General features: G+C 51.5%; 11 protein-coding genes. 8 read left to right on the top strand and 3 right to left on the bottom strand.

Annotated elements, in window-relative coordinates:
* The first annotated feature begins 1,059 nt into the window (after positions 1-1,059).
* From ACYVJQ_RS13275 to ACYVJQ_RS13265, 3 genes are all read left to right on the top strand, one after another.
* Positions 1,060-2,631 carry a T9SS type A sorting domain-containing protein gene (locus tag ACYVJQ_RS13275; RefSeq protein WP_460893566.1) on the top strand — a complete coding sequence of 524 codons (1,572 nt, stop codon included), beginning with the start codon at positions 1,060-1,062 and terminating at the stop codon, positions 2,629-2,631.
* Between the two features lie 159 nt (positions 2,632-2,790).
* Positions 2,791-4,005, top strand: a complete 1,215-nt coding sequence (locus ACYVJQ_RS13270; RefSeq protein ID WP_460893565.1) for a CaiB/BaiF CoA transferase family protein — start codon at positions 2,791-2,793, stop codon at positions 4,003-4,005.
* A gap of 87 nt (positions 4,006-4,092) precedes the next feature.
* Positions 4,093-4,773 carry a hypothetical protein gene (locus tag ACYVJQ_RS13265; RefSeq protein ID WP_460893564.1) on the top strand — a complete coding sequence of 227 codons (681 nt, stop codon included), beginning with the start codon at positions 4,093-4,095 and terminating at the stop codon, positions 4,771-4,773.
* A 209-nt stretch (positions 4,774-4,982) separates the two neighbouring features.
* On the opposite strand, the gene ACYVJQ_RS13260 is transcribed toward ACYVJQ_RS13265, so the two are convergent.
* Positions 4,983-6,884 (bottom strand): ABC-F family ATP-binding cassette domain-containing protein, encoded by a 1,902-nt coding sequence (locus tag ACYVJQ_RS13260; RefSeq protein ID WP_460893563.1) that lies wholly within the window; start codon positions 6,882-6,884, stop codon positions 4,983-4,985.
* Positions 6,885-7,014: 130 nt separating this feature from the next.
* Complete coding sequence (locus tag ACYVJQ_RS13255) at positions 7,015-7,416, bottom strand: SPW repeat domain-containing protein (RefSeq protein ID WP_460893562.1); 402 nt, start codon at positions 7,414-7,416, stop codon at positions 7,015-7,017.
* Positions 7,417-7,570: 154 nt separating this feature from the next.
* Between ACYVJQ_RS13255 and murI the strand changes: the two genes are divergently transcribed.
* From murI to ACYVJQ_RS13235, 4 genes are all read left to right on the top strand, one after another.
* The gene (gene murI / locus ACYVJQ_RS13250) at positions 7,571-8,389 is read left to right on the top strand and encodes a glutamate racemase (RefSeq protein ID WP_460893561.1); all 819 of its coding nucleotides are present in this window, start codon (positions 7,571-7,573) and stop codon (positions 8,387-8,389) included.
* 88 nt (positions 8,390-8,477) lie between these two features.
* The gene (locus ACYVJQ_RS13245) at positions 8,478-9,107 is read left to right on the top strand and encodes a hypothetical protein (RefSeq protein ID WP_460893560.1); all 630 of its coding nucleotides are present in this window, start codon (positions 8,478-8,480) and stop codon (positions 9,105-9,107) included.
* Positions 9,108-9,272: 165 nt separating this feature from the next.
* Positions 9,273-10,454: a glutathionylspermidine synthase family protein gene (locus ACYVJQ_RS13240; RefSeq protein WP_460893559.1), complete on the top strand. Its 1,182-nt coding sequence runs from the start codon at positions 9,273-9,275 to the stop codon at positions 10,452-10,454.
* 84 nt (positions 10,455-10,538) lie between these two features.
* Complete coding sequence (locus tag ACYVJQ_RS13235; protein ID WP_460893558.1) at positions 10,539-10,934, top strand: flavodoxin family protein; 396 nt, start codon at positions 10,539-10,541, stop codon at positions 10,932-10,934.
* Positions 10,935-11,067: 133 nt separating this feature from the next.
* On the opposite strand, the gene ACYVJQ_RS13230 is transcribed toward ACYVJQ_RS13235, so the two are convergent.
* Positions 11,068-11,670 carry a DUF1801 domain-containing protein gene (locus ACYVJQ_RS13230; RefSeq protein WP_460893557.1) on the bottom strand — a complete coding sequence of 201 codons (603 nt, stop codon included), beginning with the start codon at positions 11,668-11,670 and terminating at the stop codon, positions 11,068-11,070.
* A gap of 288 nt (positions 11,671-11,958) precedes the next feature.
* Between ACYVJQ_RS13230 and ACYVJQ_RS13225 the strand changes: the two genes are divergently transcribed.
* Complete coding sequence (locus tag ACYVJQ_RS13225; RefSeq protein ID WP_460893556.1) at positions 11,959-13,062, top strand: complex I subunit 1/NuoH family protein; 1,104 nt, start codon at positions 11,959-11,961, stop codon at positions 13,060-13,062.

The following is a 13,062-nucleotide window of genomic DNA, read 5'->3' as shown; positions in this document are numbered from 1 at the left end:
TTCTGATATAGGCACCGCTAAGAAACAGTTATATAGAAAATAGAGATAAGATGATCTTGGGGAAGCCGAGTAGAGTGGAGGGCCGTGGGCCGTAGGTCATTCCCCTCGTGCTTGATATAAACCGTCTGTCACCGCATACATTATTAGGGTAAAGATAGTAGTCATTGATGTACCTATTGAGTTTGCAAAGTAGGCGTAGTGCTTGAATCCATATCGCGGACCAATTCTTCCTGCCCTGTGATTGGAAGATTAATCTCTTTGTAATTAAGCTTTCAAATCATTAGTACCTGGAGGGAACGGTTGTAGGGTAATCCCAAGTAGCTGGTATACAGCTTAGAAAGAATGGTAAGACAACTCAAACCCCTTTCAATAGATGCTAGTCTCAGAGGACCAGGATAAGTAACTGGGTCTTTATAGAAGGCGTGAATAGTGTTGATCACTTTATTGTAGGTCAAAAAATGGTGCCTGGAAAAGAGGTTTTGGCGCTGGAGCCATCCTTCAAAGCTATTTTGAAATCTTTCGCCTCTTTACCCTTTAAAACCTGCTTAATTCCTTGAGTGTGCTTGGTTAAATAGTTAGGGTAGAAGATTTTGCAATTTGAATTAAAGGAAGAATTTGGTATTACTATATCAGGATAATACCATTGTGGCGAAACAGACGGGTATAGGTCTCGTTATAGATAATAGATCAATTGAAACTTAAAATCTTGATTGATTTAATTTTAACACAGGTGCGTATGGAAAAAACGGTACATTCTCACTCGCAGAGGTCTAAACATAAAAGGAAGAACTAGTCCTATTTCGCTTCCTATTAGACTTTAGAAATATTCTCTCCCGCCCCCTTTCCCTTAGGGTCTCTGATTCTTCACTTTCAATAAGATAATTCTTAGGTATTACTAAGATAGAAAAGCCTTTGTAATCATAGGCAGGCCTCCTATTGCCTATATTTTTTAGAACGTTGGAATAATTCAGGCTTTTCCCGCCCCTTCCGTCCCTTTCCCTAAGGGTGTTTTGATCAACCACTGTTTGCCATCATCCTACCTTTAAAATTCTTTCAGTCATGAAAATACCTATACGCTTATGGGCCAGCACGCTGTTGGTTCTATTTTCCGGGTTTTCTACTGCCACCTTTGCCCAGGGCCCCTGTAATAACCCCGTGCGCCCTATCACCGGAGACGGGGCCAATGGGGCAGCGCAGCAGCATCCTTGCGCTGGTGATACCACCATTACCTACCAAATTGCCCCAGTCTATACTTCTTATGAATGGGCCCCTCCAAGGGCCGCCGCCGGTGACCCAGAAGGAGCTGGCTGGGTGATTCTGGAAGGGCAAGGCACTAACAAGATCCGGGTGAAAGTAGGGAAGAAAGCCGGCACCCTGGTAGTTAAAGTAAACGAAGCCAAATGCGGTACCATGGTAGCTACCATTCCCGTAAAACCAGGCCAAAACTTTGAAGCCTTTATCAATGGTCCAGATTCGGTTTGCGTAGGCGATGCCCAATTATATAAGGCTGTAGTGAAGAAAGGCAACGGCAACGCAAATGCCACTGGTGAATTCACCTACAATTGGGTGGTTCCGGAAGGCTGGCAAATTATTAGCGGGCAAAACACAGACCAGTTGCAAGTTGCCCCCGGGCCTATAGACGGAGAAGTGGTGCTCTATGTCTCTGATAATACAGAAGTAAGCGGAAATGGAAACAACGGAACTGGGCTGGGCGGTTACAAGGCAGGATTCTGCGGTACGGCATCTGCCTCGCTTTTTGTGGAAACAAACGAGAACTGCGGGGTATGTCCCTATCCATTAGTATCCCTTGCCGCCCCAGACTCTATCTGTAACCTCTCAGACGAACCCACTACCATTAGAGTGGAGAACCTGGTGGCTGGAGCAACCTATTCATTCAATGTGCCAGAGGGCTTCATCGTGCTGGAAGAAGGCGAAGGGTTTGTGACAGTAGTCGCCGTGTTTGAGGAAAACCAATTGGGCCAACCGCAGACCATTACCGTCACCGCTACCAACCAATGTGGAACCCTTACTGCAGAGGCTACCATGATTGTGTCAGACTGCGGACTAGGCTCACCTTTCCCAGTGGAGATGACCAGTTTTGAGGGAATATCCCGCAACGGTGCCGTGGAACTGACCTGGAGTACGGCCAGCGAGAGCAACAACGACAAGTTTGAGGTAGAGCGCAGCCTGGACGGCAAGACCTTCACGAAGGTAGGCGAGGTGAAAGGCTCCGGCAATTCCACCGTCGTGAAGCACTACTCCTACTCTGACCGGTTCAAAACCTCCGGCACCGTCTACTACAGACTCAACCAGGTGGACCTTGACAAAAAATCAGAGCACAGCAAGGTGATAGCTGTGAACCACAGCGCGAGCGGTACCGGAAACATGACCATAGCGCCAAACCCAGTCACCAACCGTGAGTTTACGGTTTCACTGGGCCAAACCACCAAAGGTGCCGGCCTAGTAAGGTTGCTGGACATGACCGGTAGGCAGATGTTCAGCCAGGAAATAGGCACAGGACGTTCAGAAACCACACTGAACATTTCTAGCCTGAACCTGAGGCCCGGTATTTACCTGATCTCCGTCACTGCTAACGGTCAAAATGCCACCCAGCGGGTCGTGATCCAGTAAATTGCAATTAAATAGTCTTGTCCATAAAAAAGAGGCGGTAGCTAATAGCTACCGCCTCTTTTTTATTCCTTGGCAGATGAAGAAAATTCCGGCGGATGGGTTTTAGAATTTTCATTTCTGCGTTTTTTGCCCACTTTTGAAAAAACAGCTTTAAAACGTATGGCAACTGGCAAAGGGCTTTTTCATGATTTGGTGGTAGTAGAGTTAGCCAGCGTTTTGGCGGGACCCAGCGTGGGGCAGTTCTTCGCGGAAATGGGAGCTAGGGTAATTAAAATTGAGAATGCCAAAACCCGCGGCGATGTGACTAGAAGTTGGAAACTGGCTACAGAAGAAAAGGCAACCACGGTATCAGCTTACTTTTCTACTGCCAATTGGGGGAAGGAGTCGGTTTGCCTGGACCTTTCGCACGCCCTTATGAAAGAGGCGGTGTACCAGATAATCCGGCAGGCAGACGTAGTGCTGGCTAGCTTCAAACCCGGCGACGCTGAAAAACTAGGCTTTGACTACGCTGCTTTGGTCAAGATTAACCCTAGTCTGGTGTACGGAAGTATCACCGGCTATGGCCAGGAGGTAGGCCGGGCAGGCTATGACGCAGTCCTGCAGGCAGAAGCCGGTTTTATGTACCTGAACGGGGCGAAGGGAGGCCCACCCCAGAAAATGCCGGTGGCGCTGATAGACTTGCTGGCGGCCCATCATTTAAAAGAAGGCCTGTTGGCCGCTTTGTATCTAAAGGAAAAAACAGGAAAGGGGCAATTGGTGGAAGTGTCTTTGCTACGGGCGGCTATTGCCTCTTTGGCTAACCAAGCCACCAATTACCTGGTGGCAGGAGTGGCCCCGGAGCGGATGGGTTCTGAGCACCCCAACATTGTGCCCTATGGTACCGTCTTCCAGACCGCCGACCATAAGGAGTTGGTGTTAGCTATTGGGGATGATCGCCAATTCTCCGCACTTTGTACTATATTAGGGCAACCCGAATTAGCCCTGCAAGTCGAATTCTCTACAAATAGTGCCCGGGTAAGCCACAGAGCAGCCCTAAACCTGACGCTAAAAGAACAAGTGGCCTTACATACCAGAGACGAGCTTCTGGAACAGCTTATCAGGCAGAACGTGCCTGCGGGCGCGGTACACACGGTGCCAGAGGCCCTGAGCCAACCAGGGGCAAGCGACCAGTTATTGCAGAATAAAAGCGGTCAGGCGGCAGGAATACGGCAAAATGCCTTTGCTGTAGAAGGTCAGGAAGTGGTGCCTTTGACGGCGCCACCGGCCCTGGGGGCCCACACCTGGCAGGTGCTTCAGGAATGGGCCGGGCTCACTGAGCAGGAGCTGCAGACCCTGGAAAAGCAAAGGGTGATACAAGGCGGCCAGGTTATTTAAGGCAACCTAAAGGCGCTGCCCGGGGTACAATACAGGATACTTTGCCGGGTTCTGGGCCAGTGGTAAACTTTCACGAAACGTATAATTATGGAAGATAGAATTGAAGCTATTTATGAAGGGTTACGCCAGAAGTCTACTACCAAACAGGCTATTTTCAGAAACACCAAAGAAGCCTTTGACCAGTTAAGGGCCTGCTCCGTTACGTTGGTAGACATCTTAAAACAGCGGGTTTCTGAGGTGGACAACACCGTGGTGATTGAATACCGCAGCATTAATGAATTTGAGTTTCATGTAAAGTTCTCCGGTGACCTGCTTATTTTCATCATGCACTCCAATATCATCACCCTGCCAGAAGACCATGAACTCATGAAAAGCCGGTATGTGGAAGAAGATTTCCGGCGGCGGTTTTTTGGGCACATCATGGCCTATAATTTCATGGCAGACTCCATTAAATACAACCGCCTTAATGACCCCGGGTATCTGCTGGGCAGAGTCCTGATTAACATAGACAACCACTTTTACCTGGAAGGGGTGAAGCAGTTAGACCTTACCTACAATGACATGGCCAAAAACAAGCTTGATCCCAAGATTCTGCGTCTGCTGGTGGAAAGCGCCATGATTGCCTCTGTTAATAATGACCTGGTAGCGCCAGACGTAGACGAAATAAGGAAAATCACGGTAAAACAGAAGCTAGAGGAGCAACAGGTAAGTACGCCCCAAAAAGTAGGCTTCTCGTTTAGTTACCAGCGGGTACCGCATGTATACTAAGGAATAAGAGCACCCTGCCATACAAAAATGCTGTGCAGGAAGTAGTTTTTGTTTTAAGCCCGATTTTCAGAAAACAGGCCTAAAACAGAAAACTCATTCTTTCGCGTATTCCAATAGAAATAAGCCGGTGGCGTTTTGAAGCCGTTTTTCAGAAAACGGGCCCAAAACGCCACCGGCCTTTTATAACCGGGTACCGGTTGGTTGTTTGCTTACATGAAATCAGCTAGTTCCAACCAGCGCTCGGTTTTGCTTTCAAGAGCGTGGTCTACCTGCTGAATGCGTTCCGCTATCTCGCTCAGGCGCACGTGGTTGGCGTCGCCGGCGTTCATCTCAGTGACCAAAGCTTCCTTTTCATGCTCCAGCGCAGCAATCTCCTTTTCCAGGAACTCATACTCCTGCTTTTCCTTGAAAGAGGCCTTACGCTTGGGGGTAGCCTCTACAGAAGGGGTGGTAGCAATAGGCGCGCTGGCGGCGGCTTGGGCAGCCTTGGCGGCGGCCTTGTATTCCTCGGTGCCTTTCAGGCTTTCGCGTTCCTTGAGCCACTCACGGTAATCTGTGTAGTTTCCCGGGAAGTCGCGCAGGTGGCCGTTTTCCTCAAATACGAATAAGTGCTCCACCAGGCGGTCCATGAAGTATCTATCATGGGACACAATCAATAAAGAACCGCCAAAGTTAAGCAGGAAATCCTCCAGGATATTCAGGGTCTGGATGTCCAGGTCATTGGTAGGTTCATCCAGGATCAGGAAATTGGGGTTCTTGATAAGTACGCGCAGCAATTGCAGGCGCCGTTTCTCACCGCCGCTCAGCTTTTTCACAAACGTGTATTGCTGGGCCGGCGGAAACTGGAAATGCTGCAGAAACTGGCTGGCGGTGATCACCTCGCCGTTGCCGGTCTCCACCACTTCGGCTACTTCTTTTACCACGTCTATCACCCGTTGGTCTTCATTGAAGGTCAGCTCGGTTTGGGTGTAATACCCAAAAACGGTGGTTTGGCCGGCAATAATCTCGCCGCTGTCTGGGGCCAGTTTGCCGGTTAGCATGTTCAGGAAGGTGGTCTTGCCCGCGCCGTTAGGGCCTACAATGCCTACGCGGTCCTTCTTTCTAAACACGTAGCTGAAGTCATCTAGCACCACTTTCTCCCCGAAACGCTTGCTTAAATGGTCAATTTCCAGAATCTGGTTGCCTTGGCGGGTGCTCTTCACGGACAGTTCTAAGGCCGTGCGGGTATCTTTCTGGCTGGTTTTCTCCTTGAGGTCATAAAAAGCATCTACCCGTGACTTTGATTTGGTGCCACGGGCGCGGGGCTGCTTGCGCATCCACTCCAGTTCCTTCTTCAGGAGCTGCTTGGCTTTGCCCATTTCGGCGGCGTTGGCTTCCTCTTGCTCGGCTTTTTTCTCTACGTAGTAGCTGTAATTGCCTTTGTAGGAATAAACCTGCCCGCGGTCCAGTTCGGCAATTTCATTGGCCACCTGGTCTAGGAAGTACCGGTCGTGGGTGACCATTAAAAGGGTTGTCTGTTCCGTGGTTAACAGGTTCTCAAACCACTCAATGGTTTCCAGGTCCAGGTGGTTGGTAGGCTCATCCAGAATCAGCAGATCTGGCTCCTCAATCAGGACCCGGGCCATGGCCACGCGTTTCTTCTGGCCGCCAGACAAGTGCTCCACTTGCACATCCAGGTTCTGGATGTCCAGTTTGCCCAGGATTTGCTTGGTGCGTACTTCATATTCCCAGGCGTGCAGGTTTTCCATGCGCTCCATCACCTCGTGCATCTTGTTGTCTGAGGTGTTAGGGTCGGCTATGCAGGCCTCATAGTCTCTGATGGCGTCCAGTACTGCCGTCTGGCCCGAGAAAATGGCTTCCTGTACGGTGGCCCCGGCCGGGAACGAAGGCTGTTGCCATAGAAAGCCTACCCGTATGCCTTTGCGCACACTCACGGTGCCGTTGTCTGGGGGCATGGAGCCTGCCAGGATTTGAAGCAAGGTGGTTTTGCCTGCCCCGTTTGCCCCAATAAGGGCTATACGCTGCCCACGGTTTATACCAAAGGTGAGGTTCTGGAAAAGCCAGCGGTCACCGAAGCTTTTAGAGATAGAGTCTGCTGAAAGGTAATTCATAAACGCAAAGGTACGCAAACCAAAAAGCGCAAACCAGAACCGGGCCCAGCAAATACTCAAGGCAAAAGAAAAAGGCCGGGAATTTTCCCGGCCTTTTTCTTTTGCCTTCCACTAAATTAGTTTTTTAGCCTTAATGGGTATGGTGCACATTGCCGCCTCTGTATGGGTGACGGGTGGCAGCCCCATGTTCCGGGACTACACTGGTCATCATGGCTTCCAGGACAATCATGATACCTACAATTAAGTGCGGTAAATAGACATATTCATCAAAATTGAAGATCCAGGGAGAAGCCGCCAGGAAAATACCAATCAGGTAGTCCATGTTCAGGTGCATATTCATAGAGAGCATTCTAAACATGCCCACCTCAAAGTTAGTCATCAAAGCCTGCAGGATAATCACGGCCCCTACAATAATAGGAACCCAGGTTTCGGCGCCGCCGCGGTCAAAGTCTAAAATAAACGGAGCCGCAATCAGAAGCATACCCACCAGGTAATCCATGATACCGTGGGCGCGGGTTGATAATACTTTCATTTTTTATCCTCCTTTTTTAGTTTCAACTTGTATGCACTTTTACGGTTTAAAAAGGCCGTTGTTTCGGAAAAGTGCATTTTGATATTGTATTTTAGTAATATGGGTACTTCTACGGTGGTGCAGGTAAACACGTAGTTGGTGCTAAGAAAAGATCATGATAAAAGCTGAGAATTGGGCGCGGCCCATTGGGATTTTTGATAGTGGCATTGGCGGCCTAACCGTGGCTAACGCTATTAAAAAGCAGTTGCCGCTGGAGCAGTTGGTGTATTTTGGTGACACGGCGCACCTGCCTTACGGCGATAAGTCAACGGCGGCCATTCAGTCTTACGCCGTCAAAATCTGTGACCTGCTCCTGAAGAAGAATTGTAAGATTATTCTGATTGCGTGCAATTCGGCGTCGGCGGCGGCGTATGAACTGGTGCGCGAATACGTGGGCAGCAAGGCCCTTGTCCTGAACGTGATTGACCCTGTGGTGGCCTACGTAGGCGAAAAGTTTGCTGGCAAGACCATTGGCCTGATTGGCACCAAACAGACGGTCAACTCAAATGTCTATGAGAAGAAAATTGACGACCTGAACCGCAACATTCAGCTTAGGTCTTTGGCCACGCCCTTGCTGGCACCCATGATAGAGGAAGGGTTCTTCAACAATACCATCTCAGAAAGCGTGATCCAGACGTATTTGTCAGACCCGGCGCTGCAAGGCATAGAGGCCCTTATTTTGGGTTGTACCCATTATCCCTTGATCAAAGACCAGATTGCCGCGTTTTACGGCGGCAGCGTAGAGGTGCTGGATGCCTCAGAACTGGTGGCTCGCCATGTGGGGCAGGTGCTGGCAGAGGTAGGAATTGGGGCAGAAAGGTTGCTGGGGCCACCGCACTTTTACGTGTCTGACTATACTGTGTCGTTTGAGGCCTCCACGCAGATTTTCTTCCAGGAGAAGGTGCACCTGGACCATTACCCACTGTGGGAGTAAGCACCGGGCAGAATCCATACAATCATTCTCTCCGGTTTTTCGTTTATCTTTACAAAACCTGCCATTTACGGTTATTCTCCTCCTCACTATGAAAAAACGTTATTTCCTTATTGGTGATTTCTCCCGCAACGTGCTGTTGGTGAGCGCCGCCGCCTGCCTGGGGCTGTCTTCCTGCTCAGACAACCGCTCGGCCCAGAATGAAGCCTCTACAGAATGGAACGCCGGCGAAGAGGTTCCGGCCTACAGCCAGGGCATGATCACTGAGATGACCGAGGTAAACCCCGAGGAATGGAAGATCACTGATGAGCGCCCTGCGCCCGCCGGGCAGGTAATGGCCATTCTCAAGCACAATGACGGCAAGGTAGATACGCTGCAGGGCCTGGAGCTGGAAAAGCGCATGCAGGAATACTCCCAGGCCAACCCGCAGAACGGGTCAGGGTTCAGTATGATGAATGTGCTTATGTGGAGCAGCTTGGGCTATATGGCCGGACGCATGCTTTCGCCTAACCGCGCTTACTACGCCAACCCCAACACCATTCAGCGCAATGAGGCCTGGCGGCAACAAACCAGCGCTGAGCGGTCTAGAGGGGCCCAGGCGTTCAGAGGCACCACCGGGGCCTACAGCCGCCCAACCTCCAGCGGCAATATACGGTCATCGCGGCCTACCAACAGCCGTTCCGGTACGTTTGGCGGCAGATCTGGCCGTTTTGGCGGTTAAGACAATCCTAACCTGATTTTCGGTTTTAGTTTAAATTCTTGAAAAGGCCTGGCCTCCAGAACCTTTAAAGTCCTGTGCCTGCTGTTTTAGGCCCGTTTTCCATAAAACAGGCTTAAAACAGGTCTTGCCTACCTCCACATTGATTTCCTTCTTAAATAACTAGTTATGTCAGAAGCCTTTCTTCCCGTTAAGTTAATGCCGCACCACGGCGATGTTTCCCAAATGGTCAGGCAAATGGGGTGGGAGTGGGTTATAGAAGAAGAGTGCCAGACCTACCTATCTGGAGAAGCGGTAGTGCTTTCCCAGGCCGCGGCAGATGACCTTCTGGAGGCGGCCACCACGCTTTACCAAATGATGGTAGAGGCCGTGCCGGAAGGTTTGCCGGAGGAGTTCATGCGCAAGATTGGTATTCCGCCTAAGCTGTGGAAAGCCATACGGCACTCCTGGGAAGATGACCGGCATTGGCACTTGTATGGCCGCTTTGACTTCGCGCAAACCCCTGAAGGCGTAAAACTACTGGAGTTCAACGCAGATACGGCCACCTCCATTCCCGAGACCGCAGTGGTGCAGTGGGCCAGCCTGGCCGCTGCCGGCAAGAACGAGAGCCAGCAAGCCAACGGACTGTATGAAGGGCTGGTGGAGCAGTTCAAGACCTGGCAGGGCCTGAACGCCGAACTGGAGCCGGCCTTGCTGCTGGTGTACCTAGGGGGAAGCAAGGAAGACTATACCAATTGTGAGGTGCTGGCTCAGGCCGCGCGGGAGGCCGGTTTTGAGACCCACATCTGCGCCGCCGACGAAATGGAAGTGGCTACGCTAGGGGCCGAGCGCGGCATCTGGGCCCAGATAGGGGCGGAGCAGTGGCGCCGTTTCCCGTTTCTCTTCAAACTAGTGCCCTGGGAATTGCTGGCTGAGTTGGAGCCCGCGCTCTGCGCCGACATCATTGAGTTGCAGTACAGCCGCACCGTCATTATTGCCAACCCGGCCTATTCCCTGGTCTTCCAGAGCAAAGGTTTTCTGGCCTGGCTCTGGCAGCAGTTCCCGTACCACCCCTTGCTGCTTCGCACCGAGTTTACTCCCTTTGAAGGCAAAGCCGTAGAGAAACCTTTCTTCGGCCGCGAAGGCCAGAACATAGAGGTGCGGGAGAATACCGACGTGTCCTCTACCTCAGGAGAATTCCAAAGCCAGCCGCGCATTTACCAGGCCTGGGCCGAAATGCCCCAGGATACGCATGGCTACCGCTACCAGGCAGGCGTTTTCTGGGCCGGCGAAGGCTGCGCCATTGGCTTCCGGCGCGAACGCGGCATTATTACTAACCTATCTCAGTTTGTGGGGCACGTGGTAGAATAAGGGCAGGAGGTAATCCCAATTGCTTGGCGGGGCGTAACTAAAGCCGGGGTAGACCGGTAGAAACAAAGCCTAGACACATTACCCATGCCTCAGGAATCAAGACCGCTCATTCTGCTCGCCAGCGCCCGCAAAGACAGTGGTACGCACCGCCTGGTCCGGACGGTTTTTCACGGCACCCCGCACCAACTCCTGGATTTGTTGGACTACCAAATAGGTCCTTACCGGTATGAGAATGACTATCCGCCGCAAGATGAGTTCCTGAAAATTATAGAGCAGGTGCTGCAGCACCAGGTGATCGTGTTGGCCACGCCCGTGTATTGGTACGCCATGAGCGGCCTCCTGAAAACCTTTTTTGACCGCCTTACAGATCTGGTGACGGTGCAAAAGCCCCTGGGGCGGAAATTGCAGGGCAAAACCATTTTCCTACTGGCCGTGGGCACCGACTCTGAACTACCTGATGGTTTTGAGGTTCCTTTTTAGCTGACGGCCAAGTACCTGAACATGAGATACGGCAGTAGCCTGTACGCCTCCACCGAGGAGGTAGAGACTAGCATTTACCACCTGGGGGACCACCGCGAGTTCCTGCGGGAAATAAAAGACACGCTGGCCGGAATCAGCTAAATTTCTTGCCTTCGGTAATACGCTCCACCGTTTTGGTAATCCTGCCATCCCTTGTTTCCTGGCGTTTGGCTTCAGAGACCCAGCGCACATACTCTTTGCGGTGCGTGTAGGCCATCTGCTCAAATTTTTCTAGTTGCTTTGCGTGGGCCAGCGCCTGTTTCAGGTCTTCCGGAATTTCAATCACGCTCCGTTCTGTAGATTTGCCGGATTTGTCGGGTTTTACCAGGGTGGCGGCTCTCACGTATTCTACTATCTGTTCTTCCTTTACCTGGCCAACCTCAGTGAACCTGATGGTGCGCATGTTTTTGCCGTCCAGGCCGGTCGTGAAAACCCCATAGGTGTCTGGCACCTGCGCCCCCTGGAAGAAGGTGAGGTTTACGTGCTGCTTGTGCACGCTAATGGCGCATACCATGCTGGCGCCGGCTTTCTCATACACCGGTGTACCCCATTTCCAGGAAGGCTTCAAAGCCGGATCTGCTTCGTCTATGGCCAATCGCAGTTTCTCGCAGATAGGCTTCGCAAAGGCCGGAGCATTGGTGAAAAAGGCGTCTATTTTCTCTTCCTGCTGGGCAGGAGTCAGTTTCTCAGTGGCCATGGAAATACCGTATTATAGGGTTCTATTACGTTTTGGGCCTGTTTTCTGAAAAACGGCCTTAAAACAGTTTTTAGGTTCAGAAAGCCCGAACGCTTGGCTAAAATAGGGAGATATTCCAGATCTTGAAAGTGTCTTTTTCAAGGCCTAGCCAGAACCGCCCAGCCCGCATTTGGGACCTGTTCGTTTTAAGGTCGTTTTTTAAAAATCAGGCCTGAAACGAACCAGCCATTGCCAGGAACTATCAACTAAATAAATAAGTACCTTTGGTCAGAACAATCCTTTGAGCGCATGCTGGCCTTGCCGTTTGTCCTTCTCTTGATTCTGGGTGCGGTAGTGGTCATCTTCTACGCCGAACGGAAGCTGTCTGCCTTTATCCAGGACCGGCTGGGCCCCACCGAGGCCGGCCCCTACGGCACGCTCCAGTTTGCCGCCGATCTCCTTAAGCTCCTTCAGAAAGAAGACATAGTGCCGGCTGCCGCCGATAAGTGGCTGTTCAAACTGGCCCCGTTGGTCATATTTGCCGCCGTGCTGGCAGGTTTTGCTGTGGTGCCGCTCACCCCAACTGTAATTCCCTCAGGTACCGCTTTAGGGCTGTTTTTCCTGCTGGCCATTGTGTCTCTGGATGTGGTGGGGCTCTTGATGGCGGGTTGGGGTTCCAATAACAAATACGCGTTGCTTGGCGCTATGCGGTCAGTGGCGCAGATTGTGTCGTATGAGATTCCGGCGGGGTTGGCCATTTTGAGTGTGGTGATCATTAGCCAGAGCCTGGACTTGCAGGAAATCAGTTTCCAGCAGGGGCTGCACCTGCGGCAATTTCCCGGGTACGGGCAGGAAAGCAATTACCTGTTCGGGCTGAAGGCCTGGGGCGTAGACGTAACGCAGGTGGGCGGGTTTCTGACCTGGAACATTGTGCGCATGCCGCTGCTCAGTATCGGTTTTATCATTTACTTTATTGCGTCGCTGGCCGAGTGTAACCGAGCGCCCTTTGATATCCCTGAGGCTGAGTCTGAGCTGGTGGCGGGTTTTCACGTAGAATACAGTGGCTTTAGGTTTGCCGCGCTGTTCCTGGCTGAGTACGCCATGATGCTGCTGGTGAGTCTGGTGGCGGTGATTTTGTTTTTAGGCAGCTGGAATACGCCCTTCCCCAATATAGGTTCGGTGCGGCTAGCCGATTGGACCACGGGGATTCTGGGCAGTTGGAGCGGTCACCTCTGGGCGTTTTTCTGGCTGGTGAGCAAGGCATTGCTCTTAATGACCGTGCAGGTGTGGCTACGCTGGACATATCCAAGGCTACGCGTAGACCAACTCATGCACCTGTGCTGGAAACTGCTAACCCCGGCGGCATTGGTCTTGGTGCTGCTGGCGGCGGTGTGGCGTTTATTCATGATCTAA

This window comes from Rufibacter soli (assembly GCF_054781795.1).
Note: the sequence above shows the minus strand (reverse complement) of the source record. Positions and strands in the feature narration are given on the sequence as shown.